The organism is Burkholderia theae (assembly GCF_048565265.1).
GTDB classification, from domain to species: Bacteria; Pseudomonadota; Gammaproteobacteria; order Burkholderiales; family Burkholderiaceae; genus Burkholderia; species Burkholderia theae.
The window spans coordinates 592,274-616,627 of the sequence record NZ_CP183461.1 but is presented as its reverse complement, the minus strand read 5'-3'; the positions used below and the strand labels follow the sequence as shown (position 1 = coordinate 616,627).

Sequence of the window (24,354 nt, the reverse complement as noted above, 5' to 3'; positions counted from 1 at the left end):
CCTTTGCTCTCTACAGGAACGCACGCCTTGACTACGCTGATTTGCGGCTCGCTCGCCTACGACAACATCATGACCTTCGAAGGTCGGTTCCGCGAGCACATCCTGCCCGACCAGGTTCACCTTCTCAACGTGAGCTTCCTCGTGCCGACGATGCGTCGCGAATTCGGCGGCTGCGCGGGGAACATCGCTTACGCACTGCACATGCTCGGCGGCGACGCGCGCATCATGGCGACGGTCGGCGCGAACGACGCGGACCGCTATCTCGAGCGCCTCGACAGCCTCGGCCTGTCGAAGGCAAGCGTGCGCGTGGTGCCCGATACGCACACCGCGCAGGCGATGATCACCACTGATCTCGACAACAACCAGATCACCGCATTCCACCCGGGCGCGATGATGCAGTCGCACCTGAACCGCGCGGACGAAGTGCCGGGCGTGAAGCTCGGCATCGTCGCGCCGGATGGCTTCGACGGGATGGTCCAGCACGCCGAACAATTCGCGAAGGCCGGCATCCCGTTCATCTTCGATCCGGGCCAGGGCCTGCCGCTGTTCGACGGTGCGACGCTGCGCCGCATCATTGAACTCGCGACGTTCGTCGCGGTCAACGACTACGAAGGCAAGCTCGTCAGCGACAAGACGGGCTGGTCCGAACAGGAAATCGCCAGCCGGGTTCAGGCGTTGATCATCACGCGCGGCGAGCACGGCTCCACCATTCTTCACAAAAACGGCGAAGAACAGATTCCCGTCGTGGGTGCCGAGCGCGTCGTCGATCCGACCGGCTGCGGCGATGCCTTCCGGGGCGGCCTGCTGTACGGCATCGAGAACGGCCTCGACTGGGCAACCACCGGCCGCCTCGCGAGCCTCATGGGCTCGCTCAAGATCGCCCACCAGGGGCCCCAGACTTACGTACTAACGCGCGCCGAGATCGACGCGCGCTTCGAGGCTGCCTTCGGGTACAGTCTCAAATGAATATTGTGGGAGAGCAAAGATGTTGACGAAAAAAACCCTCACGCTCGCGGCCATGCTGACGGCCACGCTGACCCTCGCCGGCTGCTTCACGGCACCGGGTTCGGCCGATGTCTATAGCGTCGGCCAGGCGCAGCGCGAGCAGACGGTCCGCATGGGCGTGGTCGAAAGCGTCCGTGCGGTACGCATCCAGTCCGACGGCGGCGGCAGCGCGATCGGCACGCTCGGCGGCGGCGCACTCGGCGCGGTTGCGGGCAGCGCGATCGGCGGCGGCAAGGGATCGATCCTGACGGCGATCGCCGGCGGTCTCGTCGGCGCGGTCGCGGGCAACGCAGTCGGCGAAAACCTCAGCACGGCGAACGGTGTCGAAATCACCGTGCGCCTCGACAACGGCGATCTGCGCTCGATCACGCAGGCAGCAAGCGGCGAAGCATTCCGCGCCGGCGAGCGTGTGCGACTGCTGTCGAGCGGCGGCGTCACGCGCGTCACGCACTAACCAGGTACCTCAGCACGCGGCGCAAGCCGCGGTCGAACGCATGTGCGAAGCTGCACATGCGTTTTTTTTCGTCCGTACTCGCCGCGGCCGACGCATGAACGAACAGAACACGGACAAAAAAAAGCCCGCCACCTGAGCCAGATGGCGGGACTGATTGAGTAGCGCTACTCAACCCACGGACACCACGTGAGTGCCCGGGTGGTGCTGGTCAGCCGCGATTACGGACGGCTGCCGGTCGGGAACGGCCATGCCGCTGCCGGGTTGAGCGCGGTCTTCACGCCCGATGCCGGCGCAACCGATGCGGTCGACGCGGTGGTTGCCGGTGCAGCCTTCTTCACGACGGCCTTCTTCGGAGCAGCAGCCTTCTTCGCCGGAGCAGCGGCTTTCTTCGCCGGAGCAGCGGCCTTCTTCGCCGGAGCGGCAGCCTTCTTCGCAGGGGCAGCCTTCTTGGCGGGCGCAGCCTTCTTCGCAGCAGCCTTCTTGGCAGGCGCAGCCTTCTTCGCAGCAGCCTTCTTCGCCGGCGCGGCCTTCTTCGCAGCAGCCTTCTTGGCCGGCGCTGCCTTCTTCGCAGCAACCTTCTTCACTGCGACTTTCTTCGCTGCAACCTTCTTCGCAGCGGCCTTCTTCGCCGGTGCCGCCTTCTTCGCGGCAACCTTCTTCACTGCGACTTTCTTCGCTGCAACCTTCTTCGTTGCGACCTTCTTCGCAGCGGCCTTCTTCGCCGGTGCTGCCTTCTTCGCGGCAACCTTCTTCACCGCGACCTTCTTCGCAGCAACCTTCTTCACCGCAGCGGCCTTCTTCGCCGGAGCTGCAGCCTTCTTCGCAACGGTCTTCTTGGCAGCAACTTTCTTAGCAGCCGGTTTCTTCTTGGCAGTAGCCATGTTGTTCTCCTTCAGGTTCAGATGAGAGTCAGTTCAAACTACACCCTTCGTCAAAACCCGCTTCCCGCGGACGCTGTTCAGGACGTGCGCTTCGAAGCGGGCTATTCATCGGCGTACGCGGATACCACGCGCTTACGCTAATGAATACGGTATGGCGCGCGTGACCACCCGGCCTCGCGCGCCAAATCAAGTCGGTAGCCGGCGCACCTCGCGCCGCTACCCCTAATCGCTTGATCAAGCGGACCGCCACACGGCCGTCCGCTTTATCCGGAGGGAAGTTTGCCCATCCCACTGAAGGGTTCGCAAAGTGCCGGTCGTATCGTTGGGCCGTTAAGGCACCGGGCATGCTTTGCATCAGGCGTTCTTGCTCCTAAACCTTGGGCCGGGGCCGAGAGGCCGCCGGCTGCTCCATCATGTAACGGGTTCGCTGCTGCGGGTTATTCCCAGGACAGCGCGCCCCCCGTCTGATACTCGATCACACGCGTCTCGAAGAAGTTGCGTTCCTTCTTCAGGTCGATCATCTCGCTCATCCACGGGAACGGGTTTTCCTCGTTCGGGTACAGCGGATCGAGGCCGATCTGCTGGCAACGACGGTTGCTGATGAAGCGCAGATAGCTCTTGAACATCGACGCGTTCAAACCCAGCACGCCGCGCGGCATCGTGTCCTCGGCGTAGCGGTATTCGAGTTCGACAGCCTGCTTGAACAGCTCGCGGATCTCGGCGCGGAATTCCGCGGTCCAGAGATGCGGATTCTCGAGCTTGATCTGGTTGATCAGGTCGATGCCGAAGTTGCAGTGCATCGACTCGTCGCGCAGGATGTACTGATATTGCTCTGCAGCACCCGTCATCTTGTTCTGGCGGCCGAGGGCGAGGATCTGCGTGAACCCGACATAGAAGAACAGGCCTTCCATGATGCAGGCAAACACGATCAGCGACTTCAGCAGCTTCTGATCCGCTTCGAGCGTGCCGGTCTTGAAGGCCGGATCCGTCAGCGTGTGGATGAACGGAATCAGGAATTCGTCCTTCGCGCGGATCGACGAGACCTCGTGGTACGCGTTGAAGATCTCGCCTTCGTCGAGACCGAGCGATTCGACAATGTATTGGTACGCGTGCGTGTGGATCGCCTCTTCGAACGCCTGGCGCAGCAGGAACTGCCGGCACTCGGGCGCCGTGATGTGGCGGTACGTGCCGAGCACGATGTTGTTCGCCGCGAGCGAGTCGGCCGTCACGAAGAAACCGAGGTTGCGCTTCACGATGCGGCGCTCGTCCTCGGTCAGACCGTTCGGGTCCTTCCACAGTGCGATGTCGCGGGACATGTTGATTTCCTGCGGCATCCAGTGGTTCGCGCAACCGGCCAGATACTTTTCCCACGCCCACTTGTACTTGAACGGCACCAGCTGATTGACGTCAGTCTGGCCGTTGATGATGCGCTTGTCGGCGACATTGACCCGCGCTTCCGAACCGCCGGCGGGAACAGCCGATGCTTGCGGCGGCACCGCAAGATCGCCTTCGAAAATGTCGCGGACCTGATGGGCGGCAGGCGTTGCAGCCTGCATTCCGACAGCCATCCCGGCGGAGGTGCGCATCGCGTTTTGCTGCGCTCCGCTCGCGGGAGTTACGGCAGTCTTCTCTTCATCCCAGTTGAGCATAAATTCTCACCATCAATTTAGAACGGTTTGTACCATCTTTTCCTGAGCGATAAAAGGGTTCGCTCACGAAAAATCCTTTTTTCGATTCGCGTTGCGACCTCGATACAACACTTTGAGCAACGCATCGTCGTTCATGCAGAGCGCGACGTGTGTCGCGCGTGTATCGCGAGGTGCATTCAACGCATCGAACGCTGATCGAAACGCGACGTCGTCGGGGATGTTTCGATCGCTTGTCACTGCCTGCAACGCAGGTGCCGCGTTACAGATTCCTTATCATTTTTTTAGTAGAGAGCGGCGCACACTTCAACCTCGATCGGTTGTCGTGCACGCCGCCCGGCACATCTTCAGGTCATACGCACTGCGTTACTGGCACGCTTCGCACTCGTCGAAGCCCGGATCGCCCGGACGCATCGTGCACACCGGACCGTCGGCCTCGACCGGTGCGAGTGCCGCCGCGTTGATCGCGCCCGACGACGCATCGCCGCCTGCCGCACCGAAACCGCCGGCTGCGCCTTGCGCGCCGCCGCTGCTCGAACCGCCCGTCGGCACGGCGTTCAGCGCGCCGTGTGCGACCGTCGACTTCTCGACGTGCGTCGCCGCCATCGTGCGGAGGTAGTAGGTCGTCTTCAGACCGCGCAGCCATGCGAGCTTGTAGACCTCGTCGAGCTTCTTGCCCGACGCGCCGCCCATGTAGATGTTCAGCGACTGCGCCTGGTCGATCCACTTCTGGCGACGCGATGCCGCCTCGACCAGCCACGTCGGGTCGACTTCGAACGCGGTCGCGTAGATCGCGCGCAGGTCGGCCGGGATGCGGTCGATGCGCGACAGCATGCCGTCGAAGTACTTCAGGTCGGAGACCATCACCTCGTCCCACAGGCCGCGTTCCTTCAGGTCGCGAACCAGGAACTCGTTCACCACCGTGAATTCGCCCGACAGGTTCGACTTCACGTACAGGTTCTGGAAGGTCGGCTCGATGCATGCCGACACGCCGATGATGTTCGAGATCGTCGCCGTCGGCGCAATCGCGACGCAGTTCGAGTTGCGCATGCCGTGCGAGGCGATCCGCGAACGCAGCGTCGTCCAGTCGAGCGACTCGGACGTGTCGACCTCGACGTAGCCGCCGCGCGCTTCGGCCAGCAGCTTCAGCGTGTCCTGCGGGAGGATGCCGCGATCCCACAGCGAGCCGCGGTAGCTCGAGTAGCGGCCGCGCTCTTCGGCCAGCTCGGTCGACGCGTAGTACGCGTAGTAGCAGACCGCTTCCATCGAACGGTCGGCGAACTCGACCGCCGCTTCCGACGCGTACGGCGTGCGCAGCAGGTGCAGGCAGTCCTGGAAGCCCATGATGCCCATGCCGACCGGGCGGTGCTTCAGGTTCGAGTTACGCGCCTTCGGCACCGCGTAGTAGTTGATGTCGATCACGTTGTCGAGCATGCGCATCGCGACGCTGATCGTGCGCTTCAGCTTGTCGTGGTCGAGCGCGTAGCTGCCGTCGGCCTGCTTCACCAGGTGGGCGACGAGGTTCACCGAGCCGAGGTTGCACACCGCGATTTCGGTGTCGCTCGTGTTCAGCGTGATTTCCGTGCACAGGTTCGACGAGTGGACGACGCCGACGTGCTGCTGCGGCGAGCGGATGTTGCACGGATCCTTGAACGTGATCCACGGGTGGCCCGTCTCGAACAGCATGCCGAGCATCTTGCGCCAGAGCTGCGCCGCCGGGATCTTCTTGAACAGCTTGATCTCGCCGCGCGCGACCTTGTCTTCGTAAGCCGTGTAAGCCGTCTCGAACGCCGCGCCGAACTTGTCGTGCAGGTCCGGGCAGGTCGACGGCGAGAACAGCGTCCAGTCGGCGCCTTCCATCACGCGCTTCATGAACAGGTCGGGAATCCAGTTCGCCGTGTTCATGTCGTGCGTACGGCGGCGATCGTCACCCGTGTTCTTGCGCAGCTCGAGGAACTCCTCGATGTCGAGGTGCCACGATTCGAGGTACGCGCAGACCGCGCCCTTGCGCTTGCCGCCCTGGTTGACCGCGACGGCCGTGTCGTTGACGACCTTCAGGAACGGGACCACGCCTTGCGACTTGCCGTTCGTGCCCTTGATATGCGAGCCGAGTGCGCGCACACGCGTCCAGTCGTTGCCGAGACCGCCGGCGAACTTCGACAGCAGCGCGTTTTCCTTCAGCGCTTCATAGATGCCGTCGAGATCGTCCGCGACCGTCGTCAGGTAGCACGACGACAGCTGCGAGCGGTGGGTGCCCGAGTTGAACAGCGTCGGCGTCGAGCTCATGAAGTCGAAGCTCGACAGCACGTTGTAGAACTCGATCGCGCGCGTTTCGCGGTCGATCTCGTTCAGCGACAGGCCCATCGCGACGCGCATGAAGAATGCCTGCGGCATTTCGATGCGGGTGCCTTCGACGTGCAGGAAGTAGCGGTCGTACAGCGTCTGCAGGCCGAGGTAGCCGAACTGCATGTCGCGGCTCGCGTCGAGCGCGTCGCCGAGGCGCTTCAGGTCGAACTGCAGCAGCTTGTCGTCGAGCAGGCCGGCGTCGACACCGCGCTTCAGGAACTGCGGGAAGTATTCCGAGTAACGCGCCGACATCTCGGCCTGCACCACTTCCTCGCCGAGGATCTCGCGACGGATCGTGTGCAGCAGGATGCGGGCGGTGACCTGGCTGTATGCCGGATCCTTCTCGATCATCGTGCGCGCAGCGAGGATCGCCGAGTCGTAGACCTGGCTCATCGGCACGCCGTCGTACAGGTTCTTCACCGTCTCCGCGACGATCGGCTCAGGGTTAACCGCAGCGCCGAGGCCGTCGCACGACGACGCGATCAGCGCGCGCAGCGCGTTCAGGTCGAGCGGACGCGTGACGCCGTTGTCGACGACGTTGATGCCGGTGTTCGACTCGCCGCCCACCGCCGCTTCCTCGCCCGAATGCTGGCGCTCGAGGTGACGCTTCTCGCGATACAGCACGTAGGCACGCGCGACGTTGTGCTCGCCGCCGCGCATCAGCGCGAGTTCGACCTGGTCCTGGATGTCTTCGATATGGAACGTACCGCCGTTCGGGCGGCTGCGCACGAGCGCGCGCACGACGTTGTGCGTCAGCTGTTCGACCTGCTCGCGCACGCGAGCCGATGCCGCGCCCTGCCCGCCGTTGACGGCCAGGAAAGCCTTGGTCACCGCGATCGCGATCTTCGAAGGCTCGAACGACACCACGCTGCCGTTGCGGCGGATCACCTTGTAGTCGGCGAACGTGGCCTGCGGCGCGAGCGCCTTTGCGCCCTGTTCGGTCCCGCCGAGCGGACGGCTCGAGGCGCTCTCGTACTGGGACGTCGCGTTGTCGGTGGTTTGCATGTGCAAAGCTCCTGGTGTTGGATGGTGCGGAGAGAACCGCGGATTAAAACGAACGCTGCGCAACGCGGTGCGCGAGCGGTAAGAGGCGAGCGATGCGCCGGGGAAGCCGGTTCGGTCGATGCGCGACAACCGATCCGGTCGTGTGCTTCGTCATGTATCCCCTGCCCCGTCGAAGTTCGCTGCGCTGATCGCGACGCCCGGACCGCCGGCCTGACGCGCCGCCCTGAGAACCCTGTCCGCCGGCGTTGCCCGCCGGCCGGTGTCGCTCGGGTTTCCCCTGCGACACACACTATATCTAGTGCAGAACCGCTCAACTGGCACCAAGTATAGTGGACATTCGGACGAGGTCAAAACGGATAATTTGCGCTGAAGGTATTGACATCACCCCCGGCTCCCGGAGGGGCAGACGTGACAAGGCATTGGTCGGGAAAAAAATTTTCGCCGGTTCAAAAACCCCGCGCTCAGTGCTGACGGAAAGGAAAGTATTCGGCGGAAAAACCGGCATCGCTCGCGAAGCGTTGCCAATCGAAGTGCGGGCCCGGGTCGGTCTTGCGGCCCGGCGCAACGTCCGAGTGCCCGGCGAATGCGTCGACCGGATAGCGTGCGGCGAGTGCGCGGGAAAGCGCGGCGAGCGTCGCGTACTGCGCGTCGTCGAACGGCACGTCGTCCGCGCCTTCGAGCTCGATGCCGATCGAGAAGTCGTTGCAGCGCGGCCGGCCGAAGAACTCGGACGAACCCGCGTGCCACGCGCGCTCGTCGCACGACACGAACTGTACGAGCTCGCCGCCGCGGCGGATCAGGAAGTGCGCGGACACGCGCACGCCGCGCAGGTGGCTCTGGTAATAGGGGTGCGCGTCGCAGTCGAGGCGATTCAGGAACAGCGCCTCGATCGCGTCGCCGCCGAATTCGCCGGGCGGCAGGCTGATGTTGTGGACGACCACGAGCGTCGGCACCGCACCGGCGGGTCGCGCCTCGAAGTTCGGCGACGGCGCATGGCGCGCTTCGCGCACCCAGCCGTTCGCGTCGACCGACAGCAGCGGCGCGTCGTTCATCGTGCGTCGTGACCGCTCGCGCGCGCCGCGTGGCGCTGCGCGTGCTCGGCGCTGCAGAAGTATTCTCCGCCCGCGGCGACAGCATCGCCCTTCGGCGCATGCACGCCACATTCGGCGCAGCGCACCATCGGCTCGGGCAGCGAACGCGCGTCGCCGTTCGGGCGCGCCGCGCCGGCCGAGCCGGAGCCGGGCGTGCCGTCGTGACCCGCGCCGCGGCCGGTACGCGCCTGTGCGTGCTCCTGGGCCTGGCGCAGCTTGCGCGCGATCCACGAACCCGCGAAGAAGAGAAGAATCAGGAGAAGAATCTGTCGCATCGGAAACCTGCGGTCAAACCACGGAACGGTGCAGCAGCACCTCGAAAACGAACCGGCTGCCGACATACGCGAGCAGCAGCGCGGCGAACGACACGAGCACCCAGCGCGCCGCGCCGCGCCCGCGCCAGCCCGACGTCTTGCGGGCGACCAGCAGGCCGCCGAACATCAGCCACGACAGGATCGCGAACACGGTCTTGTGGTCGAGCCGCAGTGCGCGCGCATCGACCTGCTCGCTGAACAGGATGCCCGACGCGAGCGTCAGCGTGAGCAGCACGAAGCCGGCGCCGATCAGGCGGAACAGCAGCTTCTCGAGCGTGAGCAGCGGCGGCAGCGTTTCGAGCCAGCTCGCGATCCAGCCCGTCGAGCCGTCGCGCCCGCCGCTGCGCAGCGACTGCAGGCGCCGCTCGACCATCAGCATCAGGATCGCGTGCAGCGCCGCGATCGCGAACAGGCCGTACGCGATGTTCGCGATCAGGAAGTGCAGCTTGAACAGCGGCGCTGCGGCATAAGGAAGCACCCGTACGCCGCCGAACATCAGCGGCAGCAGCGACGCGCCGCACGCGAGCGGCAGCACCAGCAGGCGCAGGCTGTCGAGCGGGAAGAAGAAGCTCTCGATCCAGTAGATGCCGGCGCCGAGCCAGAACATCGCGGACAGCGCGAACGCGAAACCGAACACCATCGCGTCGTGCGGAAAGATCGTCGTATGGAGCAGCACGCCGTGCGCGACGAGCGCGGCGAACAGCAGCCCGCGGCCGGCCCCGCTCATCCCGGACGCGGCGGACGCGGGAACCGGCATGGCCGGCACGCTCGCGACGAGCGGCGTCGCGCCCTGGCGGTGCGTGCGCCAGCCTGCGACGGCGAGGCCGCCGTACAGGAATGCGGTGAGGGCATACAGTACAATATCCATGTTCGAAGTTTACACTAGGCCCCCTTCCCGCGACGGCTCCCTTTGTTCGGTTCCGCCGCGCCTTCGGGCCCCACTGTCCATCGCTCCCCATGCTCGACAATCTCACTCAACGGATGGCGCGCGTCGTCAAGACGCTGCGCGGCGAGGCCCGGCTTACCGAGGCGAACACCCAGGAGATGCTCCGCGAGGTGCGTCTCGCGCTGCTGGAGGCCGACGTCTCGCTGCCGGTCGTCCGCGAATTCATCGCCAAGGTCAAGGAAAAGGCGCTCGGCGAAGAGGTGATCAGCAGCCTGTCGCCGGGTCAGGCGCTCGTCGGCGTGGTCCAGAAGGAACTGACCGCCGTGATCGGCGGCGACTACGAAGGCAAGGCCGCCGAGCTGAACCTCGCGGTCACGCCGCCCGCCGTGATCCTGATGGCCGGCCTGCAGGGCGCGGGCAAGACCACGACCGCCGGCAAGCTCGCGAAGCTGCTGCGCGAGAAGTACAAGAAGAAGGTGCTGACCGTGTCGTGCGACGTGTATCGCCCGGCCGCGATCATGCAGCTGAAAACGGTGAGCGAACAGGTCGGCGCCGATTTCTTCCCGTCCACGCCGGACCAGAAGCCCGTCGACATCGCGATCGCGGCTGTCGACTGGGCGAAGCGCCACTACCATGACGTGCTGATCGTCGATACGGCCGGCCGCCTCGGCATCGACGAGGCGATGATGCAGGAAATCGCCGCGCTGCACGACACGCTGAAGCCGGCCGAAACGCTGTTCGTCGTCGACGCGATGCTCGGCCAGGATGCGGTCAACACCGCGAAGGCGTTCAACGACACGCTGCCGCTCACGGGCGTCGTGCTGACCAAGCTCGACGGCGATTCGCGCGGCGGTGCCGCGCTGTCGGTGCGTCACATCACGGGCAAGCCGATCAAGTTCGTCGGCGTCGCCGAGAAGCTCGACGGCCTCGAGGTGTTCCACCCCGACCGGATGGCGAACCGGATCCTCGGCATGGGCGACATCCTCGCGCTCGTCGAGGAGGCGCAGCGCGGCGTCGACGTGCAGGCCGCGCAAAAGCTCGCCGACAAGGTCAAGAAAGGCGGCGACTTCGACCTGAACGATTTCCGCGCGCAGATCTCGCAGATGAAGAACATGGGCGGCCTGTCGTCGCTGATGGACAAGCTGCCCGCACAATTCCAGCAGGCGGCGGCCGGCGCCGACATGGGCCAGGCCGAAAAGCAGATCCGCCGGATGGAAGGCATCATCAGCTCGATGACGCCCGCCGAGCGCGCGAAACCCGAGATCATCAAGGCGACGCGCAAGCGCCGCATTGCGGCCGGCGCGGGTGTGCCGGTGCAGGAAGTCAACCGGATGCTGAACCAGTACGACCAGATGCGTACGATGATGAAGAAGCTGAAGGGCGGCAACATGCAGAAGATGATGCGCGGCCTGAAGGGCATGATGCCCGGCATGCGCTGATTCCGCCCGTCGGCCGGCGCGCGGGTTTTTGCTGTAGCGCGCGCCGTCCGTTCTGCTTCATTCTTATTTGTATACCGACTGCCCGCCAGAACACATGAACCGCGAAGAAGCCCTCCACATTTTCAACCACTCCGAAGAGATCGTCTCGGCCGACGCCGTCAACGCGTCGATCTCCAGGATGGCCGACGCGATCCGCGCCGAGATCGGCGATGCGTTCCCGCTCGTTCTCTCGGTGATGGGCGGCGCCGCGGTGTTTACCGGGATGCTGCTGCCGCATCTCGATTTCCCGCTCGAATTCGACTACATCCACCTGACCCGCTACCGCAACACGACGCAGGGCAGCCCGGAGATGCACTGGCGCGTCGCGCCGCGCGAATCGGTGAAGGACCGGATCGTGCTCGTGCTCGACGACATCCTCGACGAAGGCGAGACGATGGCCGCGATCCGCGACCGTATCCTCGACATGGGCGCGCAGCGTTTCATGTCGGCCGTGCTGTGCGAGAAGACGCTCGCGAAGGCGAAGCCGCTGCATCCCGACTTCTGCGGCTTCCCGGTGCCGGACCGCTATGTGTTCGGCTGCGGGATGGACGCGAAGGGATACTGGCGCAACCTGCCGACGATCCGCGCGCTGACCACCAACGTCTGATCGCCCTGCCCGCCCTATCAATAAAAAGCGGCGCTCCGGTTTCCCGGAGCGCCGCTTTTTTTCGTGCGTCTGCCGTCCACCCTACAACTGGTGCACGAACGCGCGGATGCCGGCCAGCAGCATCTCGACCGAAATCGCGACGAGCACGAGGCCCATCAGCCGCTCGAACGCCGCGACCGTCCGCTCGCCGAGCCACTGCTGGATCCGCTCGGCCAGGACCAGCGTGATCGCGCAGACGATCATCGTGACCGTCAGCGCGCCGACCCACTCGAACATCTTGCCCGGCGCCTGCGACGTCAGCAGCATCACCGTCGCCAGCGCGGACGGCCCGGCGAGCGCCGGAATCGCGAGCGGCACGATGAACGGTTCGCCGCCCGCGCGCGGATCGCTGCCGAGCGCGCCGTCCGGATGCGGGAAGATCATCCGCAGCGCGATCAGGAACAGCACGATCCCGCCGCCGAGCCGCAGCGACAGGTCGGTAAGGCTCATCATCCGCAGGAAGCGGTCGCCGACCACCATGAAGAACAGCAGGATCACGAACGCGATCCCCACTTCACGCAGGATCAGCTTCACGCGCCGCTCGCGCGGCACATCCCGCATCGCCGAAATGAACAGCGGGATGTTGCCGAGCGGATCGGTGATCAGCACCAGGAGCACGGTGGCAGACAGGAACGTGTATTCCATCGTGTCCCCCGGTCGCCGTGCTTAGCGTGCGAGCGCGGCGCGGATCTTCTCCGCGACCGTCGCCGCAGCCTCATCGGCCGGCAGCAACGTCGCTTCGGCGTCGCGGCGGCCCTGGTACTCGATCTTGCCTTCCTTCAGGCCGCGCTCGCCGATCACGAGGCGATGCGGCACGCCGATCAGCTCCCAGTCGGCGAACATCACGCCCGGGCGCTCGCCGCGGTCATCGAGGATCACGTCGATGCCGGCCGCGGAGAGTTCCGCGTACAGCTTGTCGGCGGACTCGCGCACCATGTCGCTGCGGTCATAGCCCATCGGGCACAGCACGACCTCGAACGGCGCGATCGACTCGGGCCAGATGATGCCCTTGTCATCGAAGTTCTGTTCGATCGCCGCACCGAGAATGCGCGTGACGCCGACGCCGTAGCAGCCCATCAGCATCGGCTGCGGCTTGCCCGACTCGTCGAGGAACGTCGCGCCCATCGCTTCCGAATACTTGGTGCCGAGCTGGAACACGTGGCCGACTTCGATACCGCGGCAGATGTCGATCACGCCCTTGCCGTCCGGCGACTGATCGCCCTTCTTCACGTTGCGCACGTCGGCGACGTCCGGCTCGGGCAGGTCGCGGCCCCAGTTCACGCCCGCGATGTGATAGTCGACCTCGTTCGCGCCGACGACGAAGTCGCTCATGTTCGCGACCGTGCGGTCCGCGATCACCTTCACGGGCTTCTTCGTGCCGACCGGACCGAGATAACCCGGCGGCGTGCCGAACCACTCGACGATTTCCTGCTCGGTCGCGAAGCGGTGGTTCTTCAGGCCCGGCAGCTTCGACACCTTGATCTCGTTCAGGTCGTGATCGCCGCGCAGCATCACGAGCCAGATGGTCGGCTCGGCGCCTTCGTTGTCGGTCGCAAGCACGATCGACTTGATCGTGCGCTCGAGCGGGATGGCCAGCAGTTCGGCGACGGCTTCGCACTTCGCCTTGCCGGGCGTCGCGACCTTCTCCATCGCTTCGGCCGGCGCCGCGCGCTCGGCAATCAGCGGCAGCGCTTCGGCTGCCTCGATGTTCGCCGCGAACTCCGACGTCGGGCAGTAGGCGATCGCGTCCTCGCCGGTATCGGCGATCACGTGGAATTCGTGCGAGAAGTTGCCGCCGATCGAGCCGCTGTCGGCCGCGACCGCGCGGAATTCGAGGCCGAGGCGCGTGAAGATGCGCACGTACGCGTCGTACATCTTGCGATACGACTCGTTCAGGCCCGCCGCGTCCTTGTCGAACGAGTACGCGTCCTTCATGATGAATTCGCGGCCGCGCATCACGCCGAAGCGCGGACGGATCTCGTCGCGGAACTTCGTCTGGATCTGGTAGAAGTTCACCGGCATCTGCCGGTAGCTCTTGATCTGGTTGCGCGCGATGTCGGTGATGACTTCCTCGTGCGTCGGCCCGATCACGAAATCGTTGTCCTTGCGGTCCTTGAAGCGCAGCAGCTCGGGGCCATACTGCTCCCAGCGGCCCGATTCCTGCCACAGTTCGGCCGGCTGCACCGCCGGCATCAGCAGCTCGATCGCGCCCGCCCGGTTCATTTCCTCGCGCACGATCGCCTCGACCTTGCGAATCGAGCGCAGGCCGACCGGCAGGTAGTTATAGATGCCGCCGGCGACGCGACGGATCATGCCGGCGCGTACCATCAGCTTGTGGCTGACGATCTCTGCGTCGGCGGGTGCTTCTTTCAGGGTGCCGATAAAGAAACGGGAAGCTTTCATGCGGACGGTTCCAAAAACGGCGCCCCCAGGCGGGGCGCCCGAAAAAGTTTCAAGGTGAAAAAGCTGCGCGCGACGAACGACGATGGCGCAGATGACTTAGCAGACCAATCAGGGACAATTCAACCGGCACACCCCGCGCGGATTCGCTCCGTCACGGTGCGCAGCGCCCGTTATCTGTTTATAATCAAAGCAATTTTAAAGGATTCGAAGGTGGTTGTATGCTGGATCGTGAAGGCTTTCGCCCGAACGTCGGCATCATCCTCTTGAACGCGCGCAACGAGGTGTTTTGGGGCAAGCGGCTCCGCGAGCATTCCTGGCAGTTTCCTCAAGGTGGGATCAAGTACGGCGAGACCCCCATGCAGGCGATGTACCGGGAATTGCACGAGGAAACGGGCCTGCATCCGGAACACGTCAAGATAATCGGTCGCACGCGCGACTGGTTGCGTTACGAGGTGCCTGACAAGTTCATCAAACGCGAAGTACGCGGTCATTACCGCGGCCAGAAGCAGATCTGGTTCCTGCTGCGGATGGTCGGACGCGATTGCGACATTTGCTTGCGCGCGACCGATCACCCGGAGTTCGATGCGTGGCGCTGGAACGAGTACTGGGTGCCGCTCGATGCGGTAATCGAGTTCAAGCGGGATGTCTATCAGTTGGCGCTGACGGAACTGTCGCGCTTCCTGCGCCGCCCGGCGCAGCGAGCCGAGAAGCCGCGTGGCCCGCGCCTGTCGCGCTATCCGCGCGTCATCGGCGTACAGGCCCAGCAGACGTTGACGATTGTCGACACATCGGTAGTCTGTTCGGAGATCGAAGTGGAAGCGGGCACGCTGGACGAGATGCCGCCCCGCGTGATCGTCGGCAAATAACGAGTCGGACTGCATGACCGGGCGCGACCTTGGTGTCGCGCCCTTTTTTTACGAGGAATGCATTTTGAAAGCGATTGCTCTCGCGCTCGCATCGATTGCCGCGGCGGCCACCCTGGCCGGTTGCGCGAATTCGAAGACGCCGACCAACAAGGATGACAGCGAGTTCGTGTATCTGCTGGACCGTCAGGGCAACTGGAAGGAAAACGCGGTCGACACGCTGCCGCCGCTGCCGCAAGCGGCAGACCTGCTGCCGTTCAGCGTATCGCAGAACACGCCGCTCAAGTTCTTCGTCGATGCGAAGTCGCTCGCGGTCGGCACCGACGGCGTCGTGCGCTACGCGGTCGTCATCACGAGCCCAGCCGGCGCGCGCAACGTGAACTACGAAGGCATCCGCTGCGACACGTATGAATGGCGACAGTACGCCGGCCTGAATTCGGATCACGACGGCTGGGACCGCACGGTCGAAAACGACTGGCAGCGCATCGAGAACGGCGAACTGAATGCCTACCACTCGTCGCTCTACCAGGACTACTTCTGCTCGAACAAGATGCCGCAGGGCTCGACCCAGCAAATCCTGGAGAACATCCGGTTTCACCGCACCGCGATGACGCAGTTGCGCTGACGGCGTGCGGTGCGGGCCATACGCCCGTCCCGCCGCATGAAAAAAGCCCGCTTGATGCGGGCTTTTTTATTTGACTGCCGAATCCGGAGCCGGCGGTCACACCAGCACGAGGTTGTCGCGGTGGATCAGTTCGGGCTCCAGCATGTAGCCGAGCACGGCCTCGATCTCGCCGCTCGGCTTGCGGTGGATCAGTTTCGTCTCCGCGCTGCTGTAGTTGGTGAGCCCGCGCGCCACTTCGCGCCCGTCGGGGCCGACGCACGCGATCACCTCGCCGCGCGCGAACGCGCCCTGCACGTCGATCACGCCGATCGGCAGCAGGCTCTTGCCGCCGGCCGTCAGCTTCTCGACCGCGCCTGCATCGATCACGACATGGCCGCGCACCTGCAGATGGTCTGCCATCCACTGCTTGCGCGCCGCCATCCGCGCGGTACGTGCGATCAACTGCGTGCCGATCGCCTCGCCGGCCGCCAGACGCACGAGCACGTCGGACTCCCGGCCGCTCGCGATCACCGTGTTCGCGCCGCTATGCGCCGCACGCTTCGCCGCGAGGATCTTCGTCAGCATCCCGCCGCGGCCGAGGCTCGAACCCGCACCGCCCGCCATCGCCTCGAGTTCCGGCGCGCCCGCATTGGCCTCCGCGACGAGCGTCGCCTTCGGATCCTTGCGTGGATCGGCCGTGAACAGCCCCGTCTGGTCGGTCAGGATGATCAGCGCATCGCCTTCGATCAGGTTCGCAACGAGCGCGCCGAGCGTGTCGTTGTCGCCGAACTTGATTTCGTCGGTGACGACCGTGTCGTTCTCGTTGATGATCGGCACGACGCCGAGCCGCAGCAGCGTGAGCAGCGTAGAACGCGCATTCAGGTAACGCTCGCGGTCCGCCAGGTCGGCGTGCGTGAGCAGGATCTGCGCGGTGCGGATGTTGTGCTCGGTGAAGCGGCTCTCATAGACCTGCGCAAGCCCCATCTGGCCGACCGCGGCAGCGGCCTGCAGCTCGTCGATTTCCCGCGGCCGCTTGCTCCAGCCGAGCCGTTGCATCCCTTCGGCAATCGCCCCCGAACTGACGAGCACGACTTCCTTGCCCTGAGCGCGCAGCGCAGCGATCTGGGCCGCCCAGCGGCCGATTGCAGCATGATCGAGCCCCTTGCCGTCGTTGGTCACGAGGCTGGAACCCACCTTCACCACCAATCGCTTCGAATCCGCGATGATCGAACGCATCCTGCACTGTCTCCTGTATCTGATGCCTGCCCGGCCGGGCGCGATTGAACGCCGACGCCGGGCGGCACGCCCGGCGCGTTCTGGAACCGCTCAGGCGTCGTCGCCCGGCACTGCACCGCCGTCCGCAGGCGGCGGCGCATCGCGGAAACGCACGTCCGCCGCGAGATCTTCCGCCTCAGCCGCGCGATGCGCGTCCGAATGTTCGGACAGGTAGTCGTAGATTGCGTAGCACAGCGCTTCGCAGCCCTGGCCCGTCAGCGCCGAGATCTCGAACACGGGGCCGTCCCAGCCGAAGCGATCGAGGAAATCGGCGACGCGCGCCTTGCGCTCGTCTTCCGGCACCATGTCGAGCTTGTTGAGTACCAGCCAGCGCGTCTTCTCGAAGAGCGCCTCGTCGTACTTGCGCAGCTCGCCGACGATCGCGGTCGCTTCAGCGACCGGATCGACGCTTTCATCGAACGGGGCCAGGTCGACCAGATGCAGCAGCACACCGGTGCGCTGCAGGTGGCGCAGGAACTGATGCCCGAGGCCCGCGCCTTCGGCGGCACCCTCGATCAGCCCCGGGATGTCGGCAATCACGAAGCTCTTGCTCGGGCCGACGCGCACCACGCCGAGATTCGGCGCGAGCGTCGTGAACGGGTAGTCGGCGATCTTCGGCCGTGCGTTCGACACCGACGAGATGAACGTCGACTTGCCCGCGTTCGGCATGCCGAGCAGGCCGACGTCGGCGAGCACCTTCAACTCGAGCTTCAGCATGCGCCGTTCGCCCGGCTTGCCGTCCGTCTTCTGGCGCGGCGCGCGGTTCGTGCTCGACTTGAAATGCAGGTTGCCGAGCCCGCCGGAGCCGCCCTGCGCGAGCATCACCTGCTGGTCGTGCTCGGTCAGGTCGGCGATCAGTTCGCCGGTATCCATGTCGCTGATGATCGTGCCGACCGGCATGCGCAGTGTGACGTCGTCACCGCCCTTGCCGTAGCAATCCGAGCCGCGACCGTTTTCGCCGTTGCGCGCCAGGTGCTTCTTCGCGTAACGGTAGTCGATCAGGGTGTTGATGTTGCGGTCGGCGATCGCGTAAACGCTACCGCCCCGGCCGCCGTCGCCGCCGTCCGGCCCGCCGAACGGGACGAATTTCTCGCGGCGCATCGAAGCGCTGCCATCGCCTCCGTCGCCGGCGATGACTTCGATTCGTGCTTCGTCAATGAACTTCATTCGTCACTCCGCCCAGTATTTCCGCTATTGTGCCGCGCGCCGGCGCGCTTGAACAATCTGCCGTTCGGCCGATCGTACGCCGGTCACGCGACGGTCGCCGGCACGCACATGCGCCCGGCGACCCAATAAAAAAAGGCCCCGCGAAGACTGCGGGGCCTTTCGGCTACGAAGCCCTTGGTGCCTAAATAAACTTAGGCAGCCGCCGGGACAACGATGACCAGATGCTTCTTGTCCGCGCCCTTCGTCGCGAACTTCACGTGACCGTCGACCAGCGCGAACAGGGTGTGATCCTTGCCCATGCCGACGTTCTCGCCTGCGTGCATACGCGTACCGCGCTGACGCACGATGATGCCGCCGGCATTGATTGCCTGGCCGCCGTACACTTTCACGCCGAGACGTTTCGACTCGGAGTCGCGGCCGTTCCGGGAAGAGCCGCCTGCCTTTTTGTGTGCCATCTGATTGCTCCTTTACCGAGGCGCTTACGCGTTGATCGCGTCGATGCGCAGCTCAGTGTAGTTCTGGCGGTGGCCGCCGTGCTTTTGGTAGTGCTTCCGGCGACGCATCTTGAAGATGGTGACCTTGGCATGACGACCGTGCGACACAACGGTGGCCTTGACGGAAGCCCCACTGACCAGCGGCGTACCGAACTTAATCGATTCGCCTTCGCCCACTGCGAGAACCTGGTCGAGCGTGATTTCAGCGTCAATGTCAGCCGGTATCTGTTCTACTTTGAGTTTTTCGCCAACGGCAACTTTGTACTGCTTGCCGCCGGTTTTTATGACCGCGTACATTGAGAACCTCACTCTGGATCCAAATTTTCCGCACACCACGCGCGGAAAACACGTGATTATACATGGGGTTAGCACCGAAGTCAAAACCGATCGACGATTACCGCGCACGGGCCTCGGCCGGACGGCCAAAATCACGGCCGCGGCGCGTCCGACAGACCGGGATATCGCGGATTCGACTTATAATCCGCGGCATCACCCAATTCCATCATCATGTCGTCGTCCACCGCCTCCCCCACCCTCAGCGCCGCCCACCTGCTCGCTCCGATCACCAGCGACATGGAGCAGGTGAATCGCGTTATCCGGCAAAGCCTCGCGTCCGACGTGCTGCTGATCAACCAGATCGCCGAGTACATCATCGGCGCGGGCGGCAAGCGGCTGCGTCCGGCGTTGCTGCTGCTCGTCGCCGGCGCGCTCGGCGAAACGTCGCATCAGCGGCACGTGCTGGCTGCCGTCGTCGAGTTCATCCACACGGCTACGCTGCTGCATGACGACGTCGTCGACGAATCCGAGCTGCGCCGCGGCCGCCAGACCGCCAATGCGCTGTTCGGCAACGCGGCGAGCGTGCTGGTAGGCGATTACCTCTATTCGCGCTCGTTCGAGATGATGGTCGGCGTCGGCAAGATGCGCGTGATGGAGATCCTGTCCGAAGCGACGACGATCATTTCCGAAGGCGAGGTGCTGCAGCTCCTCAACATGCACGACGCGGACGTCGACGAAACGCGCTACATGCAGGTGATCCGCTACAAGACGGCCAAGCTGTTCGAGGCGTCGGCGCGCCTGGGTGCGGTGCTCTCGGGCGCCGATGCGCCGACCGAGGCTGCCGCCGCCGAATACGGCCGCCGGATCGGCACCGCGTTCCAGATCATGGACGACTGGCTCGACTATGCGGGCACCGTCGAGGCAATGGGCAAGAATGCAGGCGACGACCTGCGCGAAGGCAAGCCGACGCTGCCGCTCATCTATCTGATCGAACGCGGCACGCCCGAACAGTCGGCGCTTGCTCGCGAGGCGATCGAACAGGGCGGCACCGATCGCTTCGACACGATTTTCGAAGCGATCACGCGCTCGGGCGCGCTCGATCACACGCTCGAATGCGCGCGCCAGGAAGCGCAGGCGGCAGCGGCAGCGATCGCGGCATTCCCCGATTCGATCTATAAGGAAAGCCTGCTCGAGCTGTGCTCGTACTCGACGTCGCGGCAGTCTTGAGCGCATCGCATGCGTCGCCACCGCCGTGACGACGCATGTTCGACACGGGGCGATCACCCGTCTCGAAAATTTTCTTCGCCAAGGTATTCCATTTTCGAAAAAACGTCGTTATAGTTACGTTCTTGCTCGACGACGCAGCGGTCTTGAAAAAGACTGCGAAATCGGAAGAGTACAAATCGGGGTGTAGCTTAGCCTGGTAGAGCGCTACGTTCGGGACGTAGAGGCCGGAGGTTCGAATCCTCTCACCCCGACCAGATTTGTGAAAAACCGTGCACTGCGTGCACGGTTTTTTTTTGTCCGGCCGCAGCGGACCCATCGTGTCGCGCACGACACATCGCGGTCGCCGGCCTCTGCTATATTCCCTCCATCCCTGTCCTTCACTGCCCTTTCCGACGCGTGGACCAAATTCCCTTATGGGCGCAAATCGGCGCCGTCTTCCTGCTTCTTCTCTGTTCCAGCTTCTTTTCGATTTCCGAGACCGCGATGATGGCGCTCAACCGCCATCGGCTGAAGCATCTCGCCGGCCAGGGCGTGCTCGGCGCGAAAACCACGCAGGGACTGCTGACGCGGACTGACCTGCTGCTCAGCGTGATCCTGATCGGCAACAACCTGTTCAACACGATCATCCCGGTCCTGACGACGTCGCTCGCGCTCCATACGTTCGGCCGCAACAACCTCGCGCTGTCGATCGCGACCGGCATCGTCGCGTTCCTGATCATCGTGTTCGCGGAAATCGCGCCGAAGATCGTCGGCGCGACCTTCCCCGAACGCATCGCACTGCCCGCGAGCCTCGTGATCGCGCCGCTGATGCGCGTATTCAAGCCGCTCGTCTGGTTCGTCAACGCGCTCGCGAACGGCGTGCTGTGGGTGCTGCGCATCAATACAAAGAAGGGCCGCGACCAGCGGATGTCGGCCGACGAGCTGCGCGCCATCGTGCTCGAGTCGAGCAGTTTCATGCCGACCAAGCACCGCAGCATCCTGCTCAACCTGTTCGATCTCGAGAACATCACGGTCGACGACGTGATGGTGCCGCGCCGCCAGATCGAGTCGCTGAACTTCTACGCGCCGCTCGACGACGTCCTGCATCAGCTCGAAACCTGCTATCACAACCGCCTGATCGTCTACGAAGGCGACATCGACAAGGTGCTCGGCGTGCTGCACGTGCGCAAGACGCTCACCGCGCTGCACAACCAGGATTTCGACCGCGAGACGCTGCGCTCGCTGCTCGCCGAGCCGTACTACGTGCCGTCGGGCACGCCGGTGGTCCAGCAGCTCCAGTATTTCCAGGAATCGCGGCAGCGCACCGCGCTCGTCGTCAACGAGTACGGCGAGCTCGAAGGGCTCGTCACGCCCGAAGACATCATCGAGGAACTGATCGGCGAATTCACGACGTCGATGCCGCGCAGCGAACGTGCCGGCGGCTGGGACGAGAACGGCGAATGCATCGTCTCGGCCAGCATGCCGCTGCGCGAGCTGAACCGCTGGCTGCACCTGAAGCTGCCGACCACCGGGCCGAAGACGCTGAACGGGCTGATTCTCGAAATCCTCGAGGAAATTCCGGAAGACGACGTGTGCGTGAAAATCGGCGACGTGATGCTCGAGGTGATGCGCAGCGACGATCAGGCCGTGCGCACCGTCAAGATCTTCAAGCCGCGCAGCGGCGCGCGCACCGCACGCGCCGCCACGCGCTAGCCGAACGGCCGACTGCCGGCGCCGCCCGCGACGCGCGACCATCTGCAGGTCACGGTCAACAGGCGGCCAACGCGCCGGCTCACATGCACTTCCCTCCTCCCGGGGCGCCACTGCGCACGCAGCCGCCCCTCCATGCCGATGCGTCGCCCGCCGCCGCGCCACGCGCGCTCGACGCGGCCCAGCTCGACGATGCACCGGCCGTGCGGTTACTGACCGACACGCTTCACGCGGCACGCGTGCGCGACGCGTCCGACATCCACGTCGAACCGTTCGAAGCCGGCTGGCGCATCCGCCTGCGCATCGATGGCGTGCTGCATGAACATGCGCGGCCCCCCGTTCATCTGCGCGACGCGCTCGTCACGCGGATCAAGGTACTCGCGCGCATGGACATCGCCGAGCGGCGGCTCCCGCAGGACGGCAGGCTGCGCATCTCGATCGACGGCGGCACGCGCGGCGACTACCGGGTCAGTTCGCTGCCCACGCTGTTCGGCGAAAAGATCGTGCTGCGGCGCCTCGACACGCTGCCGCCCGATCTCACGCTCGCCCGCCTCGGCTTCGACGCGCAGCAGGCGGCCGCGATGGAGGCCGCGATACGCGCACCGCATGGCCTCGTGCTCGTCACGGGCCCGACCGGCAGCGGCAAGACGCTGTCGCTCTACTGCGCGCTGCAGATGCTCGATCGCGATGCGCACAATGTCTGCACGGTCGAGGATCCCGCCGAGATCCAGCTCGACGGGATCAACCAGGTCGGTGTCGCCGAAAAGGCGGGGCTCACCTTCGCGACCGCGCTGCGCGCGCTGTTGCGGCAGGATCCGGACATCATCATGGTCGGCGAGATTCGCGACGCGGAGACGGCCGACGTCGCGATCAAGGCTGCGCAAACCGGCCATCTCGTGCTGTCGACGCTGCACACGAACGACGCGCCGGCAGCCGTCGCGCGGCTGCTCGACATCGGCGTCGCACCGTACAACCTGGCGGCCGCGCTGCACCTCGTCACGGCGCAGCGTCTCGTCCGGCGGCTCTGCACCGCCTGCCGCGCGCACTCGGACGCACCGGCGCGCGTGCTGCGGGAAGCCGGCTGCGACCCCGCGGCCCTGGCAGGCGGATGGCGGCCGTTCGTCGCGCGGGGCTGTTCCGCCTGTCACGGTATCGGCTATCGCGGCCGCATCGGCCTGCATCAGACGATGCCGGTGTCTCCCGAGCTGGCGGAGCGCATCGTCGCGCGGGCGAGCGTCGGTGAACTCGCGCAATGCGCGGCGGCCGCCGGCATGCGCAATCTGCGCGACGCGGCCTTCGCGCGTGTCCGGGACGGCACGACGAGCATCGCGGAAGCCGTCGCCGCGACACCCGTGGCATGAGCATGCGCACGCCACCGCGCGAAACCCGCTTCGCGTGGCGCGGCCGCCGCCGCGACGGCACGCCGTGCCGCGGGGGTGTCATTGCCTTCGACGCCGCCACTGCACGCGCCACGCTCTCGCGCGACGGCATCGCGGTGTTGTCGCTCGATGTCCGCGGGCCGGCCCGGCCGCCGACGGCCGGCGCACGGGACGTCACACGCTTCACGCGCCAGCTCGCGAGCCTGCTGCAAGCCGGGCTGCCGCTCGCGCCGTCGCTCGAGATGCTCGCGCGTACGCGTACGCGCGACGGCCTGCCGCGCATCGCGACGGGCCTCGCCCGCGAGATCGTCGGCGGGCGCCGCTTCGCCGACGCGCTCGCACGCTATCCGTCCCAATTCGGCACGTTGTATCGCCAGCTGATCGAGGTCGGCGAAGCATCCGGCTCGCTCGGCATCGTGCTGACACGGGTTGCGGAACACCGCGAGCGCGCCGACGCGCAGTGGCGCAAGCTGCGCGCCGCGCTCGCGTATCCGGCGGCCGTCATCCTGTTCGCGCTCGCGATCTCGGCTGCGTTGATGGTGTGGGTCGTACCCACGTTCCGGCAGATCTTCGACGGTTTCGGCGCCGCACTGCCCGCGCCGACCCGCGCGCTGCTCGCGGTGTCCTCCGCGCTGTCGGCGTGGGGTGGCGTGCTGGTTGCCGGTGCCGCGGCAGCAGGGCTTGCCGCACATCAAGCGCTTCGGCGGTCGGCGCCGCTGCGCCACGCGGTCGCACGGCACCTGCTGCACGCGCCGCTCGCGGGCAGCGCGCTCGGGCGGTTCGCGGTCGCCCGCTGGTGCCGCTCGCTTGCCACGCTGCTCGGCGCCGGTGTGCCGCTTGCCGACGCCTTCGCCACGCTCGAGCGCACGGCCGGCCATCCGGTGTTCGAGCATGCCACCGCGCACATCGCCGCACGTGTGCTGCGCGGCGCGCGTCTCGCCGACGCGATGCAGTCGGCCGGCTGCTTTCCCGACGACGTCGTGCAGCCGATCGCCGTCGCCGAGGAAACCGGTGCGCTCGACACGATGCTCGCCGACATCGCCGCGCTGTGCGAACGCCAGCTCGATGCGCGTCTCGAAACGCTCGCCGCGCTCGGCGAACCGCTGATCGTGATCGTGCTGGGCGCACTCGTCGGCGGCCTCGTGATCGCGATGTATCTGCCCATCCTTCAGCTCGGCAACGTGGTGTAGCATCGCAACCGATTCTGTCGCCTTTTAGTCCGAAC

The 24,354-nt window shown here is 65.4% G+C and carries 23 protein-coding genes and 1 tRNA gene; 11 read left to right on the top strand and 13 right to left on the bottom strand.

What is annotated here, in order from left to right; translation table 11 throughout:
* Positions 1-27: 27 nt before the first annotated feature.
* A complete protein-coding gene (locus ACN22W_RS02955; protein ID WP_048251158.1) occupies positions 28-966 on the top strand; it encodes a carbohydrate kinase family protein in 939 nt (312 codons plus the stop codon).
* A 19-nt stretch (positions 967-985) separates the two neighbouring features.
* Positions 986-1,459 carry a glycine zipper 2TM domain-containing protein gene (locus tag ACN22W_RS02950; protein ID WP_047899750.1) on the top strand — a complete coding sequence of 158 codons (474 nt, stop codon included), beginning with the start codon at positions 986-988 and terminating at the stop codon, positions 1,457-1,459.
* A 218-nt stretch (positions 1,460-1,677) separates the two neighbouring features.
* Here the strand turns inward: ACN22W_RS02950 and ACN22W_RS02945 are convergent, their stop codons facing one another.
* From ACN22W_RS02945 to ACN22W_RS02915, 7 genes are all read right to left on the bottom strand, one after another.
* Positions 1,678-2,340 carry a histone H1-like DNA-binding protein gene (locus tag ACN22W_RS02945; protein WP_080971038.1) on the bottom strand — a complete coding sequence of 221 codons (663 nt, stop codon included), beginning with the start codon at positions 2,338-2,340 and terminating at the stop codon, positions 1,678-1,680.
* 28 nt (positions 2,341-2,368) lie between these two features.
* Positions 2,369-2,695 (bottom strand): hypothetical protein, encoded by a 327-nt coding sequence (locus ACN22W_RS02940; RefSeq protein WP_080971037.1) that lies wholly within the window; start codon positions 2,693-2,695, stop codon positions 2,369-2,371.
* 82 nt (positions 2,696-2,777) lie between these two features.
* Entirely contained in the window at positions 2,778-3,989 is a 1,212-nt protein-coding gene (locus ACN22W_RS02935) for a ribonucleotide-diphosphate reductase subunit beta (protein WP_048251156.1), read from the bottom strand.
* Between the two features lie 363 nt (positions 3,990-4,352).
* Positions 4,353-7,337, bottom strand: a complete 2,985-nt coding sequence (locus tag ACN22W_RS02930; protein WP_419686162.1) for a ribonucleoside-diphosphate reductase subunit alpha — start codon at positions 7,335-7,337, stop codon at positions 4,353-4,355.
* A gap of 461 nt (positions 7,338-7,798) precedes the next feature.
* Complete coding sequence (gene ampD / locus ACN22W_RS02925; RefSeq protein WP_193097589.1) at positions 7,799-8,389, bottom strand: 1,6-anhydro-N-acetylmuramyl-L-alanine amidase AmpD; 591 nt, start codon at positions 8,387-8,389, stop codon at positions 7,799-7,801.
* Positions 8,386-8,703, bottom strand: coding sequence for a PP0621 family protein (locus ACN22W_RS02920; RefSeq protein ID WP_419686159.1), 318 nt, complete (start codon positions 8,701-8,703; stop codon positions 8,386-8,388). Before ACN22W_RS02920 ends, ampD begins: the two co-directional genes overlap by 4 nt.
* Before the next feature lie 13 nt (positions 8,704-8,716).
* Positions 8,717-9,610, bottom strand: a complete 894-nt coding sequence (locus tag ACN22W_RS02915) for a cytochrome C assembly family protein (RefSeq protein ID WP_419686157.1) — start codon at positions 9,608-9,610, stop codon at positions 8,717-8,719.
* An 89-nt stretch (positions 9,611-9,699) separates the two neighbouring features.
* Here ACN22W_RS02915 and ffh point away from each other — a divergent pair, with 89 nt between their 5' ends.
* Positions 9,700-11,067 (top strand): signal recognition particle protein, encoded by a 1,368-nt coding sequence (gene ffh / locus ACN22W_RS02910; protein WP_262540818.1) that lies wholly within the window; start codon positions 9,700-9,702, stop codon positions 11,065-11,067.
* A gap of 94 nt (positions 11,068-11,161) precedes the next feature.
* The gene (locus tag ACN22W_RS02905) at positions 11,162-11,713 is read left to right on the top strand and encodes a hypoxanthine-guanine phosphoribosyltransferase (protein WP_048251149.1); all 552 of its coding nucleotides are present in this window, start codon (positions 11,162-11,164) and stop codon (positions 11,711-11,713) included.
* A gap of 81 nt (positions 11,714-11,794) precedes the next feature.
* Here the strand turns inward: ACN22W_RS02905 and ACN22W_RS02900 are convergent, their stop codons facing one another.
* Positions 11,795-12,397 (bottom strand): MarC family protein, encoded by a 603-nt coding sequence (locus ACN22W_RS02900; protein WP_129513653.1) that lies wholly within the window; start codon positions 12,395-12,397, stop codon positions 11,795-11,797.
* A 21-nt stretch (positions 12,398-12,418) separates the two neighbouring features.
* Positions 12,419-14,155: a proline--tRNA ligase gene (locus tag ACN22W_RS02895; RefSeq protein WP_193097588.1), complete on the bottom strand. Its 1,737-nt coding sequence runs from the start codon at positions 14,153-14,155 to the stop codon at positions 12,419-12,421.
* 218 nt (positions 14,156-14,373) lie between these two features.
* Between ACN22W_RS02895 and ACN22W_RS02890 the strand changes: the two genes are divergently transcribed.
* Both ACN22W_RS02890 and ACN22W_RS02885 read left to right on the top strand, forming a co-directional pair.
* Positions 14,374-15,021, top strand: a complete 648-nt coding sequence (locus tag ACN22W_RS02890; RefSeq protein WP_129513651.1) for an RNA pyrophosphohydrolase — start codon at positions 14,374-14,376, stop codon at positions 15,019-15,021.
* A gap of 13 nt (positions 15,022-15,034) precedes the next feature.
* Positions 15,035-15,643: a CNP1-like family protein gene (locus ACN22W_RS02885; RefSeq protein ID WP_412022520.1), complete on the top strand. Its 609-nt coding sequence runs from the start codon at positions 15,035-15,037 to the stop codon at positions 15,641-15,643.
* Between the two features lie 96 nt (positions 15,644-15,739).
* On the opposite strand, the gene proB is transcribed toward ACN22W_RS02885, so the two are convergent.
* The 4 genes from proB to rplU form a co-directional block, all read right to left on the bottom strand.
* On the bottom strand, positions 15,740-16,858 hold the full coding sequence (gene proB / locus ACN22W_RS02880) for a glutamate 5-kinase (protein WP_419686153.1): 1,119 nt from the start codon (positions 16,856-16,858) through the stop codon (positions 15,740-15,742).
* 90 nt (positions 16,859-16,948) lie between these two features.
* Positions 16,949-18,064 (bottom strand): GTPase ObgE, encoded by a 1,116-nt coding sequence (gene obgE / locus ACN22W_RS02875; RefSeq protein WP_129513650.1) that lies wholly within the window; start codon positions 18,062-18,064, stop codon positions 16,949-16,951.
* Positions 18,065-18,255: 191 nt separating this feature from the next.
* Entirely contained in the window at positions 18,256-18,519 is a 264-nt protein-coding gene (gene rpmA / locus ACN22W_RS02870) for a 50S ribosomal protein L27 (RefSeq protein WP_006476999.1), read from the bottom strand.
* Positions 18,520-18,543: 24 nt separating this feature from the next.
* Entirely contained in the window at positions 18,544-18,855 is a 312-nt protein-coding gene (gene rplU / locus ACN22W_RS02865; protein ID WP_006025184.1) for a 50S ribosomal protein L21, read from the bottom strand.
* Between the two features lie 210 nt (positions 18,856-19,065).
* Here rplU and ACN22W_RS02860 point away from each other — a divergent pair, with 210 nt between their 5' ends.
* From ACN22W_RS02860 to ACN22W_RS02840, 5 genes are all read left to right on the top strand, one after another.
* Complete coding sequence (locus ACN22W_RS02860) at positions 19,066-20,061, top strand: polyprenyl synthetase family protein (protein ID WP_129513649.1); 996 nt, start codon at positions 19,066-19,068, stop codon at positions 20,059-20,061.
* A 177-nt stretch (positions 20,062-20,238) separates the two neighbouring features.
* Positions 20,239-20,315, top strand: a tRNA-Pro gene (locus ACN22W_RS02855).
* A 142-nt stretch (positions 20,316-20,457) separates the two neighbouring features.
* The gene (locus ACN22W_RS02850) at positions 20,458-21,753 is read left to right on the top strand and encodes an HlyC/CorC family transporter (RefSeq protein ID WP_193097585.1); all 1,296 of its coding nucleotides are present in this window, start codon (positions 20,458-20,460) and stop codon (positions 21,751-21,753) included.
* Between the two features lie 83 nt (positions 21,754-21,836).
* Positions 21,837-23,111 (top strand): GspE/PulE family protein, encoded by a 1,275-nt coding sequence (locus ACN22W_RS02845; RefSeq protein ID WP_419686137.1) that lies wholly within the window; start codon positions 21,837-21,839, stop codon positions 23,109-23,111.
* Positions 23,108-24,319 carry a type II secretion system F family protein gene (locus ACN22W_RS02840; protein WP_419686135.1) on the top strand — a complete coding sequence of 404 codons (1,212 nt, stop codon included), beginning with the start codon at positions 23,108-23,110 and terminating at the stop codon, positions 24,317-24,319. Before ACN22W_RS02845 ends, ACN22W_RS02840 begins: the two co-directional genes overlap by 4 nt.
* Positions 24,320-24,354 lie beyond the last annotated feature (35 nt).

Coding starts and splice junctions, on each gene's coding strand:
- ACN22W_RS02900 (WP_129513653.1), bottom strand. CDS start 12,397: ATGGAATACACGTTCCTGTCTGCCACCGTGCTCCTGGTGCTGATCACC.
- ACN22W_RS02940 (WP_080971037.1), bottom strand. CDS start 2,695: ATGCAAAGCATGCCCGGTGCCTTAACGGCCCAACGATACGACCGGCAC.
- rpmA (WP_006476999.1), bottom strand. CDS start 18,519: ATGGCACACAAAAAGGCAGGCGGCTCTTCCCGGAACGGCCGCGACTCC.
- ACN22W_RS02885 (WP_412022520.1), top strand. CDS start 15,035: ATGACCGGGCGCGACCTTGGTGTCGCGCCCTTTTTTTACGAGGAATGC.
- ACN22W_RS02930 (WP_419686162.1), bottom strand. CDS start 7,337: ATGCAAACCACCGACAACGCGACGTCCCAGTACGAGAGCGCCTCGAGC.
- ffh (WP_262540818.1), top strand. CDS start 9,700: ATGCTCGACAATCTCACTCAACGGATGGCGCGCGTCGTCAAGACGCTG.
- ACN22W_RS02950 (WP_047899750.1), top strand. CDS start 986: ATGTTGACGAAAAAAACCCTCACGCTCGCGGCCATGCTGACGGCCACG.
- ACN22W_RS02890 (WP_129513651.1), top strand. CDS start 14,374: ATGCTGGATCGTGAAGGCTTTCGCCCGAACGTCGGCATCATCCTCTTG.
- obgE (WP_129513650.1), bottom strand. CDS start 18,064: ATGAAGTTCATTGACGAAGCACGAATCGAAGTCATCGCCGGCGACGGA.
- ACN22W_RS02860 (WP_129513649.1), top strand. CDS start 19,066: ATGTCGTCGTCCACCGCCTCCCCCACCCTCAGCGCCGCCCACCTGCTC.
- ampD (WP_193097589.1), bottom strand. CDS start 8,389: ATGAACGACGCGCCGCTGCTGTCGGTCGACGCGAACGGCTGGGTGCGC.
- ACN22W_RS02845 (WP_419686137.1), top strand. CDS start 21,837: ATGCACTTCCCTCCTCCCGGGGCGCCACTGCGCACGCAGCCGCCCCTC.
- ACN22W_RS02840 (WP_419686135.1), top strand. CDS start 23,108: ATGAGCATGCGCACGCCACCGCGCGAAACCCGCTTCGCGTGGCGCGGC.
- rplU (WP_006025184.1), bottom strand. CDS start 18,855: ATGTACGCGGTCATAAAAACCGGCGGCAAGCAGTACAAAGTTGCCGTT.
- ACN22W_RS02905 (WP_048251149.1), top strand. CDS start 11,162: ATGAACCGCGAAGAAGCCCTCCACATTTTCAACCACTCCGAAGAGATC.
- ACN22W_RS02915 (WP_419686157.1), bottom strand. CDS start 9,610: ATGGATATTGTACTGTATGCCCTCACCGCATTCCTGTACGGCGGCCTC.
- proB (WP_419686153.1), bottom strand. CDS start 16,858: ATGCGTTCGATCATCGCGGATTCGAAGCGATTGGTGGTGAAGGTGGGT.
- ACN22W_RS02895 (WP_193097588.1), bottom strand. CDS start 14,155: ATGAAAGCTTCCCGTTTCTTTATCGGCACCCTGAAAGAAGCACCCGCC.
- ACN22W_RS02920 (WP_419686159.1), bottom strand. CDS start 8,703: ATGCGACAGATTCTTCTCCTGATTCTTCTCTTCTTCGCGGGTTCGTGG.
- ACN22W_RS02935 (WP_048251156.1), bottom strand. CDS start 3,989: ATGCTCAACTGGGATGAAGAGAAGACTGCCGTAACTCCCGCGAGCGGA.
- ACN22W_RS02945 (WP_080971038.1), bottom strand. CDS start 2,340: ATGGCTACTGCCAAGAAGAAACCGGCTGCTAAGAAAGTTGCTGCCAAG.